We start from the raw sequence: 18,603 nt of genomic DNA, 5'->3' as shown, positions 1-18,603 counted from the left end.
TGGGCGTTCCTCCCCGAAGCGGCTCTAGAGGGGCAAGTCGGCCGTCCATCCCCGTACCCTGGGGGGATGACCACAGTCGGGCTCGGAATCCCACGCATCGGGTCGCCGCTCAGGCACATCCCGGACGCTGCCGGGCGCCCCGACGTCGACGGCCTCATCGACCGCTTCGGCAGGGTCGCCCGCGACCTCCGGGTGTCGATCACGGAGAAGTGCTCGCTGCGCTGCACGTACTGCATGCCCGAGCAGGGTCTCCCCGCGATCGCCCGCGACGACCTGCTGACGCCCACCGAGATCGGTCGCCTCGTCGAGATCGCCGTCCGCGACCTCGGGGTGCACGACATCCGCTTCACGGGTGGCGAGCCGCTCATGCGCCCCGACCTCGCGGAGATCATCGCCCGCAGCTCCGCGGTCGCCGGCGACGCCTCGATCTCCATGACGACGAACGGCATCGGACTCGACAAGCGCGTCGACGAGCTCGTGGCCGCCGGGCTCACCCGCGTGAACATCTCCCTCGACACCGTCGACCGCGACCACTTCGCGCGACTCACGCGTCGCGACCGACTCCCCGCCGTCCTGGCCGGCATCGAGGCCGCCAAGCGCGCCGGGCTGACGCCGCTCAAGATCAACGCCGTCCTCATGCGCGACACGCTCGACGGCTCGATCGCCCTGCTCTCCTGGGCGATCGAGAACGGGTGCCGTCTCCGCTTCATCGAGCAGATGCCGCTCGACGCCGACGAGGCGTGGGTGCGGGAGAACATGGTCGACGCGGCCGAGTTGCTCGACGTCCTCGGCTCCCGCTTCACGCTCACTGCCCCGCATCGCGAGGACCCCTCCGCTCCCGCCGAGGAGTGGCTCGTCGACGGCGGCCCGGCCACGGTCGGCATCATCGCCTCGGTCACGCGCTCGTTCTGCGACGACTGCGACCGCACGCGGCTCACCGCCGAGGGGACGATCCGCTCCTGCCTCTTCGGCGACGACGAGACCGACCTTCGGGGCATGTTGCGTTCGGGCGTCGAGGACGTCGAGATCGCGGATCGCTGGCGCGCGGCGATGTGGCACAAGCAGGCCGGGCACCGCATCGCGTCACCCGACTTCGTCCGTCCCGAGCGGAGCATGGGAGCGATCGGTGGCTGAGACGACGACCCTGCAGGTGCTCGTGCGCTACTTCGCCGCTGCCGAGGAGGCCGCCGGCGTCCCCGAGGAGTCCTTGCCGGCGGTCGCGACGGTCGGCGAGCTGAAGTCGGTGCTGCTCGAGCGCTACGGCGACGCGATGGCGAAGGTCCTCGCGTCCGGTTCCTTCCTCGTCGACGGCGTCGTCAGTCGCGACGACACCCGTCCGCTCGGCGCCCGGGTCGACGTCCTCCCACCCTTCGCCGGCGGCTAGGACGGCGACGTCGCCGAGCGACCACGCTCGGCCAGGGCGCGGGTCGCGCGGTGTTGGAACCATCGCAGGAGGTCCAGGATGCGATGGCGCCGTGCATCCGATTCGTCCTCGTGCGACGCGCGGTAGCCGGGGATCGAATCAGCCGGGTAGTCGTCGAGGTTCTCGCAGCGCATGGTCCAGTCCGGGAACCGCCGGTAGTCGATCTCCTCTTCGACCAGGACCCGCAGCTCGCTGTGTCGGGTGTCCTCGCGCAACCGCTGCAGCACGTGGCGCACGGCCGTAGGAGGCCCTTCGATCACCTGGAAGAAGTCGTCGCCGCGCACGGCGAGCATGCCGGTGAGGCCGGAGCGTCCGTTGTTGTCGCGGGACTGCCGGAGGATCGCTTCGAGGGCGGTCTGGGTCAGCGGCGCAGCGGAGGTGCTCACGTAGGTCACGGAGAGGAACGCGGATTCGGGCTGCGTCATACTCCGTGACCTTACACGTCAGGTGTCGGATAGAGGCTCATCGCGAAGCCTGCCAGGCGCGACGGGCCACCCCGGCCGACCGGAACATCAGGATGAGCGAGCAGATCGCTCCGACGACGGTCGCCAGGAACGCCACGAGCGCGAGCATCTGGAGCAGTTCGCCGACCGATGACGACCGGCCGACGTACGGCGGGATCTCGTCGGACACGGTGTTCCCGACGCCGAAGCCGGCGACGAACATGGCCAGGAGACCGAGCCACACGAGCATGGATCCGAGTGTCGCGACGTGGACCCAGTGTGTGCCGAGCCGGCCGCGCCATCCGAAGTGGGTGAACACCAGAATGGCTGTGAGGCCGAGCAGGAACGCGATCGCGACACCGACGAGGCCGACGGTCAGGGTGGTGGGCGCGAACACCCCGTAGATCGCCTCGAGGCCGTAGGAGTCGTCCGTCATCGCGAGCGGCGCCCAGATGAGTTCCTCGATGGGAGCCAGCACCAGCATCGACGTCGCGGCGACCGCCCAGACGACGACGGCGATGCGCTGAGCGCGGAGGTCACGGCGTGCATCGGTCGTCTGCATGGACTCCACGCTAGGCGCTCCGGGTCGGTGGGACGTCACCCCGCCGACGCCTCCTCCGGTGACGGTGCGGCACCGAGCAACGCCAGTCGCTTCGCCAGGTAGGGCGCGGTGCGGCTGTCGGGGTCTGCGGCGACGGTGTCCGGGGTGCCCGCAGACACGATGCGCCCACCAGCGTCGCCGCCGGACGGTCCGAGGTCGATCACCCAGTCGGCCGCCGCGACGACGTCCATCTCGTGCTCGACCACGACGACGGTGTCGCCGGAGTCGACGAGCGCGTTCAGCTGCGCCAGCAGACGACGGACGTCGGCCGGGTGGAGGCCGGTCGTCGGCTCGTCGAGGAGGTAGAGGGTGTGACCCCGTCGCACCCGCTGGAGTTCCGTCGCGAGCTTGATGCGCTGCGCCTCACCGCCCGACAGCTCGGTGGCCGGCTGGCCGAGCCGCAGGTACCCCAGGCCGACCTCGAGCAGGGTGCGGAGGCTCCGTGCCGCCGCCGGGACGGCCGCGAGGAACTCGGCCGCCTGCTCGACGGTGAGTGCGAGGACGTCTGCGATCGACTTCCCGTCGTAGGTGACTTCGAGGGTCTCGGCGTTGTACCGAGCGCCGTCACAGGTCGGGCACTTCCCGTAGCTGCCGGGCAGGAACAGCAGTTCGACCGACACGAAGCCTTCACCGAGGCAGGTCTCACACCGACCTCCCGCCACGTTGAACGAGAAGCGGCCGGCCGTGTACCCGCGCTCGCGGGCGAGGTCCGTGGCGGCGAAGGCCGCGCGGACGGCGTCGAACAGTCCGGTGTAGGTCGCCAGGTTCGACCGCGGTGTGCGTCCGATGGGCTTCTGGTCGACCCGGACGAGACGGTCCACGTGCTCGAGCCCGCGCGCCCGGCGGATGGTGAGCGTGTCGGCGTGTCCGTCCGGCACAGTCGCCTCCGCCAGGCCGGAACCCTCGGCCGCATCGGTCTCGGCGGGCACCTCGTCGTCGTCTGCGACGTCGTCCGCACCCCGACCGTCTGCGCGCAGGTGGTCGCGCACGACGTCGCGGAGGACGCGGCTCACGAGGGTCGACTTGCCGGAACCCGAGACACCGGTGACGGCGACGAAGGTCCCGAGGGGGATCGAGGCGTCGACGCCGGCGAGGTTGTGGAGCGTGATGCCCTCCACCTCGAGCCAGTCGCGCGCCTCACGGAGTGCTCGTCGCTCGGGAGCCGGACCGTGCTGTTCGGGGAAGAGGAACGGGCGGGTCGCCGAGGCCTCGACCTCGGCGAGACCCTCGACGGCCCCGCTGTAGAGCACGTCGCCGCCACCCTCGCCCGCACCGGGGCCGACGTCGACGATCCAGTCCGCGTTCCGGACGACGTCCATGTTGTGCTCGACGACATAGACCGAGTTGCCCGAGCGCTTCAGCTGCTCCAGCACCTCGAGGAGGGGCTCAGCGTCGGCCGGGTGCAGACCCGCTGACGGTTCGTCGAGGACGTAGACCACGCCGAAGAGCCCGGAGCGCAGCTGGGTCGCGAGCCGGAGCCGCTGCATCTCGCCTGGGGAGAGCGTGGTCGTCACGCGCCCGAGTCCGAGGTAGCCGAGTCCGAGGTCGGTGAGCACGCGGATGCGCGCGAGGAGGTCGGTCGTGATGGCGACGGCGACGTCGGTGCGCTCGCCGGAGAGCGTGGTCGGGAGCGCGGGCGCCGCGTCGGTCAGCTCCGTGGTGGGGCGGATGACCTCGGCGAGTTCCGTCATCGGCAGGGCGTTGAGCTCGGCGATCGTGCGGCCGGCGAAGGTGACCGCGAGCGCCTCGCGGCGGAGTCCCGTGCCGTGGCAGAGCGGGCACGGACCCGAGCGCACGAACTGCAGCACTTTGTTCCGCATCATCTGGCTCTTGGAGTCGGAGAGGGTGTGGAAGACGTACTGCTTGGCGCTCCAGAACATGCCGTTGTACGGCTTCGCCACGCGGTCGCGTTGCGGCGTGATCTGCACGACCGGCTGCTCCTCGGTGAAGAGGATCCAGTCGCGGTCCTCCTGGTCGAGCTCCCGCCAGGGTCGGTCGACGTCGTATCCGAGCGCGATGGTGATGTCGCGGAGGTTCTTCGCCTGCCAGGCGCCCGGCCACGCGGCGATCGCGCCCTCGCGGATGCTCAGTGACGGGTCGGGCACGAGGGAGTCCTCGGTGACCGTGTGTGCGACGCCGATGCCGTGGCACTCCGGGCAGGCGCCGACGGCGGTGTTGGGGGAGAATGCGTCCGAGTCGAGCCGGGTCGTGAACCCCTCGGGGAAGGTGCCGGCGCGCGAGAAGAGCATGCGGAGCGAGTTCGAGAGGGTCGTCACCGTGCCGACGCTGGAGCGCGAGCTGGGGGCGCCGCGTCGCTGCTGCAGGGCGACCGCCGGTGGCAGGCCGGAGATCGAGTCGACGTGCGGGTCATGACCCTGCTGGATCAGCCGCCTGGCGTACGGTGCGACGGACTCGAGGTACCGCCGTTGTGCCTCGGTGAAGATGGTGCCGAACGCGAGCGACGACTTGCCCGAGCCGGAGACCCCGGTGAAGGCGACGATCGCATCGCGCGGCACGTCGACGTCAACGTTGCGGAGGTTGTTCTCGTTGGCTCCCCGGACGCGGACGAACGGGTCGGATGCTTCGGGGGCGTGTTCGGGCATCAGATCACCCTACGTCGCCGCGGTCTGGTGGGCGACCGGTTGACGTGCCCCGCCCGATGCGCGATGTCGGGGGTGGACGGCAGGATCGTCCTCATGACTCGTGAACGTTCCTGGCACGGCTGTGTCTTCATCGGTGTGAGCCTCGACGGGTTCATCGCGGGGCCCGACGGCGACCTCGGCTGGCTCACGGAGCTCGAGCCGCGGGAGCATGCCGCGGATGCGCCGGGAGTACACCCGGCGCTCGACTGGGATTCGTTCTTCCCGACGATCGACACCCTCGTGATGGGACGCACCACCTACGACACCGTCCTCGGCTTCGGCGAGTGGCCGTTCGAGGGCAAGCGGGTCGTCGTGCTGAGCGCCACGCTCGAGGCAGGGGACGACCGCATCACGGTCGCCGGGTCGCTCGACGAGGCGGCCGCCCTGCTCGACGAGGCCGGGGCCGGCCGCGTCTACATCGACGGCGGCAGGACCATTCAGGCGTTCCTCGGTGATGGCCTCGTCGACGAGATCACCGTGTCGGTCGCGCCGGTGCTCATCGGCTCGGGCGCCCGCCTCTTCGGCGACCTCGACGCCGACGTCCGCCTGCGACTCCGCGGCACCCATGCGACGCGCGAGGACGGGCTCGTGCGCATCACCTACGACGTGCTGCCGCGCTGACAGCTCGATTCGCCCCGAATGGTCGCCTCCGCTTCGTGCGTGCGACCACTCGGGGCGAATCGAGGACGGGCCGCTACAGGCCGACCCACTCCGTCTCACCGTCGGCCAGGTGTTGGCGCTTCCAGATGGGGACGGTGCGCTTGATCTCCTCGACCAGGCGCTCGCAGGCGGCGAAGGCCTCGGCCCGGTGCGCGGCGGCGACGGCGGCCACGAGGGCCAGGTCGCCGACGACGAGCGACCCGACGCGATGCGCTGCCGCCACTCGGAGGCCGGTCTCCGCGGCGACCGTCCGGCAGCAGTCCTCGAGGAATCGTTGGGCATCGGGATGGGCGCGGTAGTCGAGGGCGTCGACCGCCTCGCCGTGGTCGTGGTCGCGCACGATCCCTCGGAAGGCGACGAGTGCGCCGTTGGCGGGCGCCGCGACGAAGTCCTCGATCGCGTGCGCGTCGAGGGGCGACTCCGAGATGAGGGCGAGGACCTCGGGAACCGTCGACTCACTCATGCGCGCCACCTCCGGCGATCTGGGCGACGAGGTGGTCGAGCAGGCCGTCGAGGACCGCGAGCCCGTCCTTCACGCCGCCGGTCGACCCGGGCAGGTTCACGACGACGGTGCCGCCGGAGACCCCTGCGAGTCCGCGACTGAGCGCCGCGGTCGGGGTCTTGGTCGACCCGAGGGTGCGGATCGCCTCCGCGATGCCGGGCAGCTCGCGGTCGAGGTGGGGCCGCGTCGCCTCCGGGGTGCGGTCGCTCGGCGAGAGGCCGGTGCCGCCCGTCGTGATGAGCACCGCGGGCGCGGCGTCCAGGGCTGCCGCGATCGCGAGGTGCACGTCGGCGTCGGACACGACCGTCACCGCATCGACCGCGTAGTCGTGCTCGGACAACCACGCGGAGATGCGCGGCCCCGTGAGGTCCTCGCGCGTGCCGGCCGCGCCGGCGGTCGACGCGACGATGACGGCCGCGGTTCGCGGGCGGACCGTTCGTCCCGCCGGCGCCTCGACCGGATCCACCGCATCCGGCGTCCAGTTCCCGCGCTTGCCGCCGGACTTCTCCAGCAGCCGGATGTCGCCGAGGACCGATGCCGGGTCGACGGCCTTGACCATGTCGTGCAGGGTCAGGCCGGCGATCGACGCGGCCGTCAGGGCCTCCATCTCGACCCCGGTCTGGCCGGTGGTCTTCGCCGTCGCGGTGATGACGATCGAGTCCTCGGTGAATGCGAAGTCGAGGGTCACGGACGACAGCGCGAGCTGGTGGCACAGCGGGATGAGCTCGCTCGTCCGCTTGGCCCCCGCGATCCCCGCGATGCGAGCGGTCGCGATGACGTCCGCTTTCGGCAGGCCGTCCGCTTGAACGAGCGCGATCACGTCTGGTCGGGTGGTGAAGGTCGCGGTCGCCGTCGCGACCCGCTTCGTCGTGGCCTTGTCGCCGACGTCGACCATGCGTGCGCGGCCGTCGTCGTCGAGGTGTGTGAGCCCGGTCATAGTGCCCATGCTTCCACAGCGTCACCGGCGTCGAGCTCGAGGGTGTCCTCCGGGATCACGATCAGCACGTCGGAGGCCGCGAGCCCGGCGACGAGGTGCGAGCCGGGGCCTGCGACCGGCTCGACCCGGCCATCGTCTCGTCGGCGTCCGCGGAGGAACTGGCGTTTGCCGGGCACCGAACGCACGGCGACCGCGAGTTCGGCCGGTGCGCGTGTCGCTTGCGGCAGGCCGGCGACCCGGCGGAGGACCGGAGCGACGAAGACCTCGAACGAGAGCTGGGTGCTCACCGGGTTGCCGGGGAACGCGATGATCGGGACGCCCCGGTGGGCGCCGAGCGCCTGTGGTCCGCCGGGCTGCATCGCGACCGAACCGATCCAGCCACCCAGCGGACCGAGGACGTCACGGACGACCTCGTGCTCACCCATGGAGATACCGCCGGAGGTGAGGATGAGATCGACCTCGCTGTGGAGGTCGTCGAGCAGGGCGAGCAGGACGTCGGCATCGTCGACGACGCGCGCACGGGCGGCGACCTCGGCCCCGGCTGTGAGGACGGCGGCCGCCAGCGCGGTCCCGTTGGAGTCGAAGGTCTGGCCGAGCGTCGGCGTCTCGCCGGGTTCGACGAGTTCGGCACCGGTCGTAACGATCGCGACCCGCACCCGCCGACGCACCTCGACGGTCGTGATCCCGGCCGCAGCCAACACGGCGAGGTGTCGTGAAGCGAGGCGCACGCCGGCCGGCAGCAGCTCCTCGCCGGCGCGGACGTCGCTCCCGCGTTCCCGGACGAACAGCCCCACCGGGCGCTCGCCACCGCCGCGCGCAGGACCGAGGAGAACGGTCTCGACACCGTCCGGATCCGTCTCGACCTCGCTCTCCTCGACCGGCACGACGACGTCCGCACCCGGCGGAACGACCGCGCCCGTCATGATGCGCACCGAGGTCCCCGCCTCGAGCGGCGCGGGGTTGATCGGGCGCGCGGCGATCTCGCCCACCACCCGCAGTCGCGTCTCATCGCCCGTGAGGTCTGCCGCCCGAACCGCGAAGCCGTCCATCTGCGAGTTGCGGAACAGCGGCAGGTCGACCGGTGACGGCACCGCCACCGCCGTCACCCGAGCTGCGGCCTCGTCGATCGGCACGTGCTCGGCGCCGGTGTCGGTCACGTCGTGGAGGAGGGCTGCGACGTCGGAGGCGTGTTGCTCGACGGTCTTCCGACTCGTGGGCGCTGGCGTCGTCATGGTGGTTCCCGTCGTCGAGGTCGGTCGGTGGGGCTGCACGGGGTATTCGGAGCCGCGGTCAGTAGCGGGGGACGGTCGGATCCACGAGCCGCGACCACGCGTCGATGCCGCCCTCGAGATGGACGGCCGAGTAGCCGCGCTCGAGGAGCAGGCGAAGCGCGGACTCGGATCGGATGCCGTGGTGGCAGTAGACGACCACGGGCGTCTCGGGGTCGAGCCCGTGGAGCGTCTCGGGGAGCGAGCCGAGCGGCATCAGCGTCGAACCGGGCAACCGGGCGATCTCCGCCTCCCACGGCTCCCGGACGTCGAGCAGGACGGCCTCATCGTCGCTCGCCGCGAGCTGCGGTGCGGTGATCGTGCGGCCGCCGTGTCGCGGCTCGTGCGGGGCTGCCGCTGCGGCGCTCGCTGTGTCCCCTCCTGGCGTCCGATGCAGATGCTCATCGAGCGACACCTGCCGGGCGCCCGCGGGGTCGCGCTCGTACCGGAGTTCGCGGAACCCGCCGCTCAGCCCGTCGAACATCGTCACCCGGCCGAGCGAGAGGGTCCCGACCCCGGTGAGCACCTTGATCGCCTCGGTGGCCATGATGGACCCGATGACCCCGACCGTGGTGGGCAGGACGCCGCCGGCCTCGCAGGAGAGCACCGAACCGTCCGTCGGCGGGTGGGGGAAGAGGTCGCGGTAGCGCGGGCCGCGAGACGACCAGCTGAGTCCAGCCTGCCCGCCGTACTGCGAGACCGCACCCCAGACGAGTGGGACGTCGGCGAGCGTCGCGGCGTCGTCGACCAGGTAACGGGTCTCGAAGTTGTCGCTGCCGTCGAGGACGAGGTCGATCTCCGCGTCGGCCAGGAGGCCCATGATCTCGCCGGGTCCGAGGTGGAGGCGGTGCCTGAGGATCGTCGCATCGGTGTTGACGGCGAGGGCGCGATCGGCGGCGGAGTCGACCTTCGACCGGCCGACGTCCGCGGTGCTGTGGACGGTCTGCCGATGCAGGTTGCTGAGCTCGACCGTGTCGTCGTCCACGAGGTGGATCGCGCCGTCACCGGAACCGACACCGGCAGCGGCAAGCGCCGGGATGACGATGCTGCCCAGGCCGCCGGCGCCGACGATCAGCACCCGCGCGTCGGCGAGACGCTGCTGCGCCGTTGGTCCGAACCCGGGGAGGGCGAGCTGCCTGGCGTACCGCGCGGTCGAGGACATGCGCCGATTATCCCACCGGCACCGTGCCCGCCGGCCCTCAGACCGCATCCGCTCGCGTCCGCAGGAGGCAGCAGGCGCCGCCACGGGAAACCGACAGGAGTGGTGAAGTGGCACGACGCGTCGATCGATGCTGGGATGGACGCATGGATGACCACCTCCCCATCGTCGAGTTCGCGTTCCCCGGCCCGCTGCGGGACAGGCTGGTGGCGGCGATCGAGTCCGGCGAGAAGGTCGCGACGAGTTCCCTGGCGCACGAGTACGAGGTGGCAGGCGAGGAGTTGCCGGCGGTCGGGCAGCGCGGAATCGTCGTCGATTCCGATGGCGTTCACCGCTTCGTCATCGAGACGGTGGGTGTCGAGGTGGTAGCGCTGGGCGAGGTGCCGCTGGCTCACGCTCTGGCAGAGGGCGAAGGCTACGCGTCGGTCGCCGACTGGCGTGCCGGTCACGAGCGGTTCTGGACCTCACCGGAGATGCAGGCCGAACTCGGCGCCGACTTCCACCTCGACGACACGACGCTCGTCGTCCTCGAACGGTTCGCCCTCATCGCCCGGGACTGAGGCCGATCAGACCGGCTTGACGGGCGTGCGCAGGAGGCAGAAGGCGTTGCCCTCGGGATCGGCGAGGACGTGCCACGACTCATCGCCCGTCTGCCCGATGTCCGTCGGGCGCGCTCCGAGGGCCAACAGGCGCTCGAGTTCGGCGTCCTGGTCGCCGTCGGTCGGGCTGACGTCGATGTGGAGCTTCGACTTCGGCTGCGGCGGGTCGTCGCTGCGGCTGAGGATGATGGTCGGTTGCGACCCACCGAAGCCGTCCCGCGCTCCGATCTCCACCCCGTCCTCGTCTCGGTCGAGCACGACGAAGTCGAGGACTTCGCACCAGAAGCGGGCGAGCGCTTCCGGATCGCGGCAGTCCAGGACGAGTTCACTGATGCGGCATGACATGACGGCACGCTACCCCGCACGCGTCGTGCAGCGGAACCCGTTGCGGATCGGCTAGGACTCGTCCCCAGCGGTCTCGGCCCAACGGGTCAGCGTGATCACGAAGCCACGGACGAGGCGGTCGAAGCTCCGGTCGAGGTCGCGGTCGAGGCCGAAGGAGCCCGCCGCCTCGAGCGAGACGAAGCCGTGCAGGGTGGAGCGGAACGCGCGGATCGCGTCGATGGCGTCGTCGCCGCGGAGCTCGTAGGCCGTGAGGACGTCGCTGATGACCTGGATGGCGCCGAGCGATGCCGCCGCGTCCTCCTCATCCTCCGGCCCGGCGATCCACTGCGCGGCCGTATAGCGTGCCGGGTGCTCCAGGGCCCACTCCCGGTAGGCGCCGGCCATCACCGTGATCGCATCCGCGCCCGAACGGCCGACGGCGGCGCGCAGCAGGATGTCGCCGAGCTCGCCCTTCGCTTGGAGGGAGATGCTCCGGCGGAGTCCGGCGAGCGAGTCGAGGTGCTTGTAGAGCGAGGGCTGCCGGACGCCGAGCCGTTCGGCGAGGGCGGCGAGGGTCAGCCCCTCGAGCCCGACCTCGTCGGCGAGTTCAGCCGCTTCGTCCACCACGCGCGCGCGGCTGAGTCCCGCCCTAGGCACGGTGCAGCGCCGACTGGAGGAAGCCGAGGACGGCCTGCGAGGTGACCTCGGGCTGCTGGGCCTGCGGGTAGTGGCCGGCGTCCTCGACGAGGACGACCTCCGCCTGCAGGGTGTCGCCGATCCAGCGGGCCTCTCCTGCGGGGTCGGGGAAGTCGGGGTCCTTGGTGCCCATGATCACGAGCGTCGGAGCGCTCACGCCGGGGAGCGCAGCCTCGGCCGGGGCATGGTCGGTCTGTCTGGTCGTCTGCGAGAAGGCCTTGCCGTAGGCGGGGCGACGCAGGCTCGCGAAGACGTCGGCGAGGTAGTCGTCGAAGTCGACCGGCTTCCGGCCCGCATTCAGCGTGGGGAGGTAGGCCTTCCAGACCCGTGCGATCCACAGCGGAGCCATCATGGCGCGGAAGACCGCCTGCATGACGGCGCCCGCCTTCGGGTTGCGGACGAAGGGCCCGACGAGGACGAGACCCGACACGTCCTCCGGGTGCTCGGCGGCGACGATCACGCCCGCGCCGGCAGCGAGGGAGTTCCCGATGACGACGGCCGGGGCACCCAGGTCGCGGATGAGGGCGTGGATGTCCGAGGCGGTCGCGACGTCGCCGTACGAGGAGAACGTCGTGTCGCTGTCGCCGTGACCACGGAGGTCGGTGGAGGCGACGCGGTACCCGGCCTGGACGAGCGCGGGAGCGAGGAAGCGGTAGGAGGAGCGGAGCTCGCCCATTCCCGGGACGAGGACGACGAGCGGGCCGTCTCCCTGGATCTCGTAGGCGATCTTGCCCTCGGGACGGTCGAGGTAGCGGGTGGCAGGCCCTGTCGATGCCGGGTTCATGTTCATGAAGCTAGTCTGCATTGCTGTTTGGCTAATGTCAATAGCTTTGATGGATCGTCTGTCGGGCAACCTCATCGACTCGGCGCTGGCGCCGCGCACTGGCGCTGATACTCGGCGACCGTGTCGACCTTCGGCAGGATGAGGAGCAGCGCCAGGTAGACCAGGCCGGCGGTCCCGCCCGTGAAGAGCAGGAGGAAGAGGGCGACGGTGCGGACCCAGTCCACGCGGAAGTCGCCGTACACGGCGATGCCGGCGCACAGGCCGCCGAACCAGCTCCCCTCCCCGATGCGACAGAAGAATCGACCGCGAGCGGGATAGGCGAGGATCCGGATCGGCGGTGCTTCCTGCTCGACGGAGCCCGTCTCCGCGAGGATCGTCGCGAGCTGCTCGTCGTCGATCGCGGCGCCAGGGGTTGCCGGCATCGATCGCAGGCGGTCTCCGAGTGTCGTCTCGAGGTCGCGTACGGTCTCGTCCGCATCGGGGTCGGTGCCGAGTGCGGCGCGGGTGTTCGACAGGTAGCGGAGCAGGTGGGCGTGGGCGGCGGCCGTCAGCGGGATCGTCTCCGCATGCCCACTCAGGCTCATGTGGTGGATCTGTTCCATGTCAGTGTCCGATCGTCGTGATCATGTCGGTGAGCGAGGACCAATAGGTGCGGAAGTCCAAGAGCTGCACTCGTCCGGCCTCGGTCAGGGAGAGGTACTTGCGAGGTGGACCGGACGTGGACTCCTGCCAGTCGTGTGCCAGGAGGTCTTCGCGTCGGAGCTTGTTCAGGAGGGGATAGAGCGTGGCTTCCTGGACGGGGAAGCCGGCTTCGCGGAGCGCCGTCGCGATCTCGCCCGCGTAGCGTCGCTGATGCTCGACCGAAGCGAGCACGAGCGGTTCGAGCATGCCTCGGCGGAGTGCCGCGAGCTTGCTATCTGGTTCCATGCCGGTACTGTAACACGAATCGGTACCGTGCGAGATGCGGTCAGCCGAGGTCCGTCCACCAGCGGACGCCGTCGAGGGTGACGCGCGTGGTCTCCTCGTGATGGAGGACGACGAGCAGGACGTCGTCGCAGTGCCGACAGCGAACCACCCAAGCGTCCGGGGTGCCGAACACCAGCTCCGCGGCGAGGGGCGAGACGTCGCGGCACCCGAGGCACTGCGACATCGTCCCGCTCGGGTCGGTGCCGGTCAGTTCCGACAGGGTTCCGGCGAGGACGTTGCCGTCCAGATGCGAGGTCATCACGCGCCTCCGAACCGCTCGGTCTTGATGCGGGCCGGATCGTGGCCGATCGCGACCAGGGTGTCGGCGACCGCCTCGACGAAGCCGGTCGGTCCGCAGACGAACACCGACGGGGCCTCGCCGCCGGTGGACTCGAGCGCCTGCAGGTCGGCCGCGACGAGACGGCCGGCGGGACGAGGCCAGCCATCGGGCGCTCGCCGGGTGTAGATCCAGGTGACCTCGACCCCGGTCGCCGCAGCGAGCTCGTCGGCGAAGAAGGCGTCCTGCGGTGAGCGGACCGAATACACGAGTCGGAACGGCGTCGTGCTCCCGGCCGCCTCGTGCGCCCGCACCATCGCCATGAGCGGCACGATGCCCGAACCTCCGCCGATCAGGAGGACCGGCTCCGTGTCCTCGGGGCGCCAGACGAACCAGCCGCCCAGTGGTCCACGCACCTCGACCTGGTCGCCGACCTCGATCGCGTCGACGAGGAAGGGTGAGACCTCGCCGTCGGGGACCCGGTCGACGGCGATCTCGATGCGGTCACCGGCGTCGGCCGAGGCGATCGAGTAGGAGCGGACCGCCTGGTAGCCGTCGGGTGCGGTGAGGCGGACGTCGGCGTGCTGCCCGGCCAGGTTCCCGCCCCAGCCCGGGGCGTCCAGGATGAGGCTCCGCCCCGATGGGGTCAGCTGCGTCGCCGTGACCACGGTTGCCGCCTTCCAGACGTCGACATGGCCCGTGCGCCTCACGAGTACCGCTGTTCGAGCCAGGGATCGCCGTAGGCGTGGTAGCCGTTCTGCTCCCAGAACCCCGGTTCGTCGTCCTGCTGCATGACGAGGCCGCGGATCCACTTCGCGCTCTTCCAGAAGTAGAGGTGCGGGATGAGGAGTCGTGCCGGGCCGCCGTGCTCCGCGGCGAGCGGCTCGCCGTCGAAGCCGGTGGCGATCCAGGCCTTGCCGTCCAGGAGGTCGTCGAGTGGGACGTTGGTCGTGTAGCCGCCGTAGGAGTGGGCCATCACGAAGTCGTAGCCGCTCTCGACCTCGGCGAAGAGCGTGTCGAGGGAGACGCCCTGCCAGCTCGTGCCGAGCTTCGTCCAGCGGGTCACGCAGTGGATGTCGCGGGTGATGTCGTCCTGCTGCAGGGCCTGCATGGCCGCCCAGTCCCAGCGGTGGGTCTCGCCCGTCTCCGTGCGGATCTGGAACTCCCATTCATCGGTGTCGATCCGCGGCGTGGGTCCGGCGGACAGGACGGGGAAGTCCTCGGTGAGGAACTGACCGGGCGGGAGTCGGTCGTCCTGCTCCCGTGCCCGTCCTCCGAAACCGCGTGTGAACACCGCCATGTCGACCTCCTCAGGATGGTCATCACCCTAGTGAGCAGGTGTCGGTGAAGCCAGGCCCTCCTGGGGTCACCAAGTGGTTCCGGTCTCGCTCAGCCGGTGATGAGGTTCGACAGCGCGTCGATCGAGTGGACGACGGCGAGGGCACCGGTGGCCTCCGCCGGCGAGCCGTAGCCCCACTCGACGAGGATCGTCGGGATCCCGTGCGCCGCTGCACCCTCGATGTCGTGGAGGCGGTCGCCGACCAGTACGGTGCGGGACGTGTCGACGCCGGCGGCCGTGAGGCGCCGGAGGGCCTCGCCGACGACATCGGCCTTGCTGCTGCGGACCTCGTCCTCGGAGGCGCCCGTGACGACGGTGAAGTACTGACTCAGGCCGAAGTGGTCGAGGATCGTGTTCGCCTGCGACTCGGGCTTCGAGGTCGCGAGCCCGATCGGGATACCGGCCTCGGAGATGCGCGCGAGCAGTCCGGCGACGCCCGGGAACACCGCGGTGCCGACCTCGGCGCCCTCGATGGCGACCTGGCGACGGTACTCGGTGAGGGCGAGCTGCGACTGCAACGGGTCCATGTCCGCGAAGTCGCGGAAGGAGTCGAGCAGCGGTGGTCCGACCCAACGCAGCAGCGATTCGTCGGACGGCACGACGGCACCGACGTTCGCCAGGGTCGTCTTCATGCGGGAGATGATGCCGGGAGCCGAGTCCACGATCGTGCCGTCGAGGTCGAACAGTACGCAGGACCAACTGCGGTGGAAGGACACGGTCGTACTCGCGAGGTAGAGATCGGTCACACGCTCCATCCTAGGGCGACCCCTCCGGCTGCAGAGGGTTGTCAACCGGTTGCCAGAGCCGTAGGCTGACAGGACCGGCAGCCCGACTGTCTGGTTCCCGATGACGAGAACGAACGCGAAGGCGGAAGCGCACGTGAATGCACAACACCCGGTGAGCTGGACCCTGTCGGGCTTCGGCGACGAGATCGACGCCGACCCGACAACGCAGATCGCCGTGCTGGAGGCGCTCGGTGCATCGCACATCGAGGTCAGGAGCGCGTGGGGCGTCAACATCATCGACCTCGACGCCGACCAGCTCGCCCGACTCGGTGCGCAGCTGCGGCAGTCGGGCATGGGTGTGTCCGCCATCGGATCGCCGATCGGCAAGGTCGACGTGGCCCTCGACGCCGAGCTGGAGGTCGCCCGCCTCGCGCGAGCGATCGCCGCTGCACATGCCCTCGGGACCCCCAACATCCGGATCTTCTCCTTCTTCCGCGGTGAGGGCGTGCCGGTGGAGGCCACCCGCGACGACGTCCTGGTCCGCATGCGCCTGCTCGCCGACCTGGCCGAGCGGGAGGGGGTCGTGCTCCTGCACGAGAACGAGAAGGACATCTACGGCGACGTCCCGGAGCGCATCCTCGACCTCGTCGAGTCCGTCGGATCGCCCGCACTTCGCCTCGCCTGGGACAACGCGAACTTCGTCCAGGTGGGCGTCGCGCCGTTCGACGACGGCTATGCGATGCTGCGCCCGTACCTCGACTACCTGCAGGTCAAGGACGCGGTCGCCGAGAGCGGCCAGGTCGTGCCGTCCGGCGAGGGCGACGGGCAACTGCGTGAAACGCTCGCGGCGTTGCGCGACGACGGCTACGCGGGGTTCGCCTCGCTCGAGCCGCACCTCGCCGACACCCACGCGCTCGGCGGCTTCTCGGGTCCCGCCTCGTTCGGCGTGGCCGCCCGGGCCTTCCGGAGGCTCACCGACGAGCTGGGGATCGAACTGCGATGAGCCGCGGGCCCGCACCCGTCCTCCGTCGCGTCGCCGTGGTCGGGTGCGGCGACATCTCCGCCCTCCACATCGCGGCGATCGGAACGGTGCCCGGTGCGCAGCTCGTGGCGGTGTGCGACGTCGACGCCGGCCGGCTCGATGCGGCGACGGCTGCGACGGGTGTCCCGGGCTTCACCGACCTCGATCGACTGTTCGACGAGGCGCGACCCGACGTCGTCCACATCTGCACCCCGCACCACCTGCACGCCGACCAGGCGATCCGGGCGCTCGAGCGCGGGATCAGTGTCATCCTCGAGAAGCCCCTCGCCCACACGCGCAATGAGGCCGAACGGCTCCTGGCCGCGGCGGAGCACAGCCGCGCGAAGATCGCGGTGTGCTTCCAGAACCGCTACAACCAGCCGGCGGAGCGCGCCAAGGAACTCCTCGACTCGGGTGAGCTCGGCGCAGTGCTCGGCGCCTCGGCGGTCGTGCCGTGGCATCGGACGGCGGCCTACTACGAGGATCGCCCGTGGCGCGGTCGCTGGGAGACCGGCGGCGGTGGACTCCTCATGAACCAGGCGATCCACACGATCGACCTCGTGCAGTGGTTGGTCGGCGACCCGCTCGAGGCGACGGGGTCGATCGCCACCCGCGCGCTCGCCGAGGTGATCGAGGTCGAGGACACGGCCGAGCTGCGCATCGTGCACGCGGGTGGCGCGACGAGCACGGTCTACGCGACGGTCGCCGGGGTCGCGAACCTGCCCGTGACGATCGACGTCGTCTGCGCGTTGGGCACGCTGAGCTTGGGGGCCGAACTCACCGCACGCTTCGCCGATGGGCGCGTCGAGACCACCGTCGAGCGGGTGACGGCCAGCGGAGCGCGTGCCTACTGGGGTGTGTCCCATGAACGGCTGATCCAGGACTTCTACGCGGGGCTCGACGAGCCGGGCGCCTTCTGGCTCCACCCCGCAGAAGCGCGGAAGGCGTTCGACGTGATCCAGGACGTCTACGACGCGGCGATCCCCGAGCGACGGTCGTCGGTCCTCGCCGCGCAGCTCGGCGGTCGCTGAGCCACCACCCGCCGCGGGCTGTGACGGCTCAGGACGCTGCGGTCCGCTTGACGAGCAGCTGCGCTCCGTCCGGGTCGGGGAACCGCTCCACGTCTCGGACGGCCGTCTGCAGGACGGTGTCGAGGTGCTGGGACGCCAGGCTGACGCCACCCATCGCCACCGCCTCCGAACCGAGCGAGGAGACGACCACGTCCGGTGGCAGCGGGCAGGTCTCGCCGAGGGTGCGGATGAAGCGCGGCAGGAAGACGTCCGCGCCCGGAGCGCTTCCGCCGCCGACCACGAGGAGTTCCGGATCGAGCGCGAGGACCATGGCCGCTGCGCCGGTGGCCAGGTCGTCCGCGAACTCGTCCATCGCCGTCAGGGCGATCCGATCACCGGCGCGAGCCGCATCGAAGATCTCCTCGCGGGACGGCCGTGGTGAGCCGAGGACCGACTCGCCGTACCGCTCGTTCAGGCGGGACCACCGGAGTTCGGGCATCTCGCCGACGATCCCTGCCGCACCGTGCACGCCGCGATGCACCTTCCCGTCGACGATGGAGGCGGCGCTGGTGCGCACGCCGCAGAGGAGATAGACGACGTCGCGGTGGCCCTGTGCCGCGCCGACGGTCAGTTCCGCGCGGGCACCGAGCGCGACGTCGCCCTCCACCAGGACGGCTCCGTCGAACTCCTGCTCGAACCGCCCGCGCAGGTTGAGTCCGACCCAGTCCGGGAGTCCCGTCCCGCCGAAGTGCAGCACCTCGCCGTCCCGGCCGATCGCGCCCGGGGATCCCACGGCGACGATCCACACCGACCCGCGGGTGAGGTCGAGGGTGCTGAGCACCGCATCGCCGGTCGCCAGCGCCAGGGTGATGCGCTCGGTCGCGCCCGTGTCCTCTGGGAGGCGAGCCGTGCGCTGGCCCAGGACGGCACCGGCGAGGTCGGTCACGACGGCGTGGATGTGGTTCGCGCCGATGTCGAGCGACAGGAGGTGGCCGAGTCCGGCCCGCATGCTGAAAGCGGTGGCGGGTCTGCCGACCCGGGACGCCGAGGCGCGTTCGACGGATTCGAGCCAGCCCATCTCGACGAGATCCGTCACGATCGCGTCGATGGCCGTCCGAGACAGCCCGGACGCGTCCGCCAACTCCCGCAGGGTGAGTGGCTGCGGGAGCAGGGCGCGCAGCACACCGAGCGAGTTCATCCTCCGGAGCAACGACCGACTGCCCATCG

General features: G+C 70.7%; 23 protein-coding genes. 6 read left to right on the top strand and 17 right to left on the bottom strand.

All coding sequences use genetic code 11. The features are described 5' to 3' along the window. The first annotated feature begins 66 nt into the window (after nucleotides 1-66). Nucleotides 67-1,134 (top strand): GTP 3',8-cyclase MoaA, encoded by a 1,068-nt coding sequence (gene moaA / locus ACQG07_RS17110; RefSeq protein WP_426738933.1) that lies wholly within the window; start codon nucleotides 67-69, stop codon nucleotides 1,132-1,134. Continuing rightward, on the top strand, nucleotides 1,127-1,384 hold the full coding sequence (locus tag ACQG07_RS17105) for a MoaD/ThiS family protein (protein ID WP_079704425.1): 258 nt from the start codon (nucleotides 1,127-1,129) through the stop codon (nucleotides 1,382-1,384). Before moaA ends, ACQG07_RS17105 begins: the two co-directional genes overlap by 8 nt. On the opposite strand, the gene ACQG07_RS17100 is transcribed toward ACQG07_RS17105, so the two are convergent. Genes ACQG07_RS17100 through ACQG07_RS17090 form a run of 3 tightly spaced genes read right to left on the bottom strand, consistent with a single transcriptional unit; the run spans nucleotide 1,381 to nucleotide 5,070 of the window. After that, nucleotides 1,381-1,848: a BLUF domain-containing protein gene (locus ACQG07_RS17100; RefSeq protein WP_426738932.1), complete on the bottom strand. Its 468-nt coding sequence runs from the start codon at nucleotides 1,846-1,848 to the stop codon at nucleotides 1,381-1,383. The genes ACQG07_RS17105 and ACQG07_RS17100 overlap by 4 nt on opposite strands. 37 nt (nucleotides 1,849-1,885) lie before the next feature. Beyond that, the gene (locus ACQG07_RS17095; RefSeq protein ID WP_137242844.1) at nucleotides 1,886-2,428 is read right to left on the bottom strand and encodes a hypothetical protein; all 543 of its coding nucleotides are present in this window, start codon (nucleotides 2,426-2,428) and stop codon (nucleotides 1,886-1,888) included. Between the two features lie 35 nt (nucleotides 2,429-2,463). Further along, nucleotides 2,464-5,070, bottom strand: a complete 2,607-nt coding sequence (locus ACQG07_RS17090; RefSeq protein ID WP_426738931.1) for an ABC transporter — start codon at nucleotides 5,068-5,070, stop codon at nucleotides 2,464-2,466. A 93-nt stretch (nucleotides 5,071-5,163) separates the two neighbouring features. Between ACQG07_RS17090 and ACQG07_RS17085 the strand changes: the two genes are divergently transcribed. Beyond that, nucleotides 5,164-5,730: a dihydrofolate reductase family protein gene (locus ACQG07_RS17085; RefSeq protein WP_426738930.1), complete on the top strand. Its 567-nt coding sequence runs from the start codon at nucleotides 5,164-5,166 to the stop codon at nucleotides 5,728-5,730. Nucleotides 5,731-5,803: 73 nt separating this feature from the next. Here ACQG07_RS17085 and ACQG07_RS17080 read toward each other — a convergent pair whose 3' ends face one another. The 4 genes from ACQG07_RS17080 to ACQG07_RS17065 are packed head-to-tail and all read right to left on the bottom strand — an operon-like array spanning nucleotide 5,804 to nucleotide 9,638. Further along, nucleotides 5,804-6,232 (bottom strand): molybdenum cofactor biosynthesis protein MoaE, encoded by a 429-nt coding sequence (locus tag ACQG07_RS17080; RefSeq protein ID WP_056011786.1) that lies wholly within the window; start codon nucleotides 6,230-6,232, stop codon nucleotides 5,804-5,806. After that, nucleotides 6,225-7,208 carry a bifunctional molybdenum cofactor biosynthesis protein MoaC/MoaB gene (moaCB, locus tag ACQG07_RS17075; RefSeq protein WP_426738929.1) on the bottom strand — a complete coding sequence of 328 codons (984 nt, stop codon included), beginning with the start codon at nucleotides 7,206-7,208 and terminating at the stop codon, nucleotides 6,225-6,227. Before moaCB ends, ACQG07_RS17080 begins: the two co-directional genes overlap by 8 nt. Beyond that, entirely contained in the window at nucleotides 7,205-8,440 is a 1,236-nt protein-coding gene (glp, locus tag ACQG07_RS17070; RefSeq protein ID WP_426738928.1) for a gephyrin-like molybdotransferase Glp, read from the bottom strand. Before glp ends, moaCB begins: the two co-directional genes overlap by 4 nt. Before the next feature lie 58 nt (nucleotides 8,441-8,498). Beyond that, on the bottom strand, nucleotides 8,499-9,638 hold the full coding sequence (locus ACQG07_RS17065) for a ThiF family adenylyltransferase (RefSeq protein ID WP_426738927.1): 1,140 nt from the start codon (nucleotides 9,636-9,638) through the stop codon (nucleotides 8,499-8,501). 143 nt (nucleotides 9,639-9,781) lie between these two features. Between ACQG07_RS17065 and ACQG07_RS17060 the strand changes: the two genes are divergently transcribed. Next, nucleotides 9,782-10,195: an ASCH domain-containing protein gene (locus ACQG07_RS17060; RefSeq protein WP_426738926.1), complete on the top strand. Its 414-nt coding sequence runs from the start codon at nucleotides 9,782-9,784 to the stop codon at nucleotides 10,193-10,195. Between the two features lie 6 nt (nucleotides 10,196-10,201). On the opposite strand, the gene ACQG07_RS17055 is transcribed toward ACQG07_RS17060, so the two are convergent. The 9 genes from ACQG07_RS17055 to ACQG07_RS17015 all read right to left on the bottom strand — a co-directional run bounded on the left by ACQG07_RS17055 (nucleotide 10,202) and on the right by ACQG07_RS17015 (nucleotide 15,366). Next, the gene (locus ACQG07_RS17055; RefSeq protein ID WP_071261898.1) at nucleotides 10,202-10,579 is read right to left on the bottom strand and encodes a VOC family protein; all 378 of its coding nucleotides are present in this window, start codon (nucleotides 10,577-10,579) and stop codon (nucleotides 10,202-10,204) included. A 51-nt stretch (nucleotides 10,580-10,630) separates the two neighbouring features. After that, entirely contained in the window at nucleotides 10,631-11,185 is a 555-nt protein-coding gene (locus ACQG07_RS17050; protein WP_426738925.1) for a TetR/AcrR family transcriptional regulator, read from the bottom strand. Nucleotides 11,186-11,207: 22 nt separating this feature from the next. Continuing rightward, entirely contained in the window at nucleotides 11,208-12,044 is an 837-nt protein-coding gene (locus ACQG07_RS17045) for an alpha/beta fold hydrolase (protein WP_426738924.1), read from the bottom strand. Between the two features lie 65 nt (nucleotides 12,045-12,109). Continuing rightward, nucleotides 12,110-12,640: a PspC domain-containing protein gene (locus ACQG07_RS17040; protein ID WP_274498939.1), complete on the bottom strand. Its 531-nt coding sequence runs from the start codon at nucleotides 12,638-12,640 to the stop codon at nucleotides 12,110-12,112. A 1-nt stretch (nucleotide 12,641) separates the two neighbouring features. Continuing rightward, on the bottom strand, nucleotides 12,642-12,965 hold the full coding sequence (locus tag ACQG07_RS17035; protein ID WP_159876711.1) for a PadR family transcriptional regulator: 324 nt from the start codon (nucleotides 12,963-12,965) through the stop codon (nucleotides 12,642-12,644). 40 nt (nucleotides 12,966-13,005) lie between these two features. Next, the gene (locus tag ACQG07_RS17030) at nucleotides 13,006-13,263 is read right to left on the bottom strand and encodes a DUF6510 family protein (protein ID WP_079704433.1); all 258 of its coding nucleotides are present in this window, start codon (nucleotides 13,261-13,263) and stop codon (nucleotides 13,006-13,008) included. Continuing rightward, entirely contained in the window at nucleotides 13,263-13,949 is a 687-nt protein-coding gene (locus tag ACQG07_RS17025; RefSeq protein WP_307783416.1) for a ferredoxin reductase, read from the bottom strand. Before ACQG07_RS17025 ends, ACQG07_RS17030 begins: the two co-directional genes overlap by 1 nt. A gap of 38 nt (nucleotides 13,950-13,987) precedes the next feature. Beyond that, nucleotides 13,988-14,581: a sulfite oxidase-like oxidoreductase gene (locus ACQG07_RS17020; RefSeq protein WP_086472594.1), complete on the bottom strand. Its 594-nt coding sequence runs from the start codon at nucleotides 14,579-14,581 to the stop codon at nucleotides 13,988-13,990. Between the two features lie 89 nt (nucleotides 14,582-14,670). Then, nucleotides 14,671-15,366: an HAD hydrolase-like protein gene (locus ACQG07_RS17015; RefSeq protein ID WP_194599907.1), complete on the bottom strand. Its 696-nt coding sequence runs from the start codon at nucleotides 15,364-15,366 to the stop codon at nucleotides 14,671-14,673. 100 nt (nucleotides 15,367-15,466) lie between these two features. Between ACQG07_RS17015 and ACQG07_RS17010 the strand changes: the two genes are divergently transcribed. Both ACQG07_RS17010 and ACQG07_RS17005 read left to right on the top strand, forming a co-directional pair. Continuing rightward, nucleotides 15,467-16,348, top strand: a complete 882-nt coding sequence (locus tag ACQG07_RS17010; protein WP_426738923.1) for a sugar phosphate isomerase/epimerase family protein — start codon at nucleotides 15,467-15,469, stop codon at nucleotides 16,346-16,348. Continuing rightward, entirely contained in the window at nucleotides 16,345-17,397 is a 1,053-nt protein-coding gene (locus ACQG07_RS17005; protein WP_426738922.1) for a Gfo/Idh/MocA family protein, read from the top strand. The genes ACQG07_RS17010 and ACQG07_RS17005 overlap by 4 nt, the downstream gene beginning before the upstream one ends. Nucleotides 17,398-17,425: 28 nt before the next feature. On the opposite strand, the gene ACQG07_RS17000 is transcribed toward ACQG07_RS17005, so the two are convergent. Beyond that, entirely contained in the window at nucleotides 17,426-18,574 is a 1,149-nt protein-coding gene (locus tag ACQG07_RS17000) for an ROK family protein (RefSeq protein ID WP_426738921.1), read from the bottom strand. Nucleotides 18,575-18,603 lie beyond the last annotated feature (29 nt).

Source organism: Plantibacter sp. 2H11-2 (genome assembly GCF_050031945.1).
Taxonomy (GTDB): domain Bacteria; phylum Actinomycetota; class Actinomycetes; order Actinomycetales; family Microbacteriaceae; genus Plantibacter; species Plantibacter auratus.
Note: the sequence above shows the minus strand (reverse complement) of the source record. Positions and strands in the feature narration are given on the sequence as shown.

Excerpts from the sequence above, each read along its gene's own strand:
- moaA (WP_426738933.1), top strand. The coding sequence starts at position 67 with ATGACCACAGTCGGGCTCGGAATCCCACGCATCGGGTCGCCGCTCAGG.
- ACQG07_RS17100 (WP_426738932.1), bottom strand. The coding sequence starts at position 1,848 with ATGACGCAGCCCGAATCCGCGTTCCTCTCCGTGACCTACGTGAGCACC.
- ACQG07_RS17095 (WP_137242844.1), bottom strand. The coding sequence starts at position 2,428 with ATGCAGACGACCGATGCACGCCGTGACCTCCGCGCTCAGCGCATCGCC.
- ACQG07_RS17090 (WP_426738931.1), bottom strand. The coding sequence starts at position 5,070 with ATGCCCGAACACGCCCCCGAAGCATCCGACCCGTTCGTCCGCGTCCGG.
- ACQG07_RS17085 (WP_426738930.1), top strand. The coding sequence starts at position 5,164 with ATGACTCGTGAACGTTCCTGGCACGGCTGTGTCTTCATCGGTGTGAGC.
- ACQG07_RS17080 (WP_056011786.1), bottom strand. The coding sequence starts at position 6,232 with ATGAGTGAGTCGACGGTTCCCGAGGTCCTCGCCCTCATCTCGGAGTCG.
- moaCB (WP_426738929.1), bottom strand. The coding sequence starts at position 7,208 with ATGACCGGGCTCACACACCTCGACGACGACGGCCGCGCACGCATGGTC.
- glp (WP_426738928.1), bottom strand. The coding sequence starts at position 8,440 with ATGACGACGCCAGCGCCCACGAGTCGGAAGACCGTCGAGCAACACGCC.
- ACQG07_RS17065 (WP_426738927.1), bottom strand. The coding sequence starts at position 9,638 with ATGTCCTCGACCGCGCGGTACGCCAGGCAGCTCGCCCTCCCCGGGTTC.
- ACQG07_RS17060 (WP_426738926.1), top strand. The coding sequence starts at position 9,782 with ATGGATGACCACCTCCCCATCGTCGAGTTCGCGTTCCCCGGCCCGCTG.
- ACQG07_RS17055 (WP_071261898.1), bottom strand. The coding sequence starts at position 10,579 with ATGTCATGCCGCATCAGTGAACTCGTCCTGGACTGCCGCGATCCGGAA.
- ACQG07_RS17045 (WP_426738924.1), bottom strand. The coding sequence starts at position 12,044 with ATGAACATGAACCCGGCATCGACAGGGCCTGCCACCCGCTACCTCGAC.
- ACQG07_RS17040 (WP_274498939.1), bottom strand. The coding sequence starts at position 12,640 with ATGGAACAGATCCACCACATGAGCCTGAGTGGGCATGCGGAGACGATC.
- ACQG07_RS17035 (WP_159876711.1), bottom strand. The coding sequence starts at position 12,965 with ATGGAACCAGATAGCAAGCTCGCGGCACTCCGCCGAGGCATGCTCGAA.
- ACQG07_RS17030 (WP_079704433.1), bottom strand. The coding sequence starts at position 13,263 with ATGACCTCGCATCTGGACGGCAACGTCCTCGCCGGAACCCTGTCGGAA.
- ACQG07_RS17020 (WP_086472594.1), bottom strand. The coding sequence starts at position 14,581 with ATGGCGGTGTTCACACGCGGTTTCGGAGGACGGGCACGGGAGCAGGAC.
- ACQG07_RS17010 (WP_426738923.1), top strand. The coding sequence starts at position 15,467 with ATGACGAGAACGAACGCGAAGGCGGAAGCGCACGTGAATGCACAACAC.
- ACQG07_RS17005 (WP_426738922.1), top strand. The coding sequence starts at position 16,345 with ATGAGCCGCGGGCCCGCACCCGTCCTCCGTCGCGTCGCCGTGGTCGGG.
- ACQG07_RS17000 (WP_426738921.1), bottom strand. The coding sequence starts at position 18,574 with ATGAACTCGCTCGGTGTGCTGCGCGCCCTGCTCCCGCAGCCACTCACC.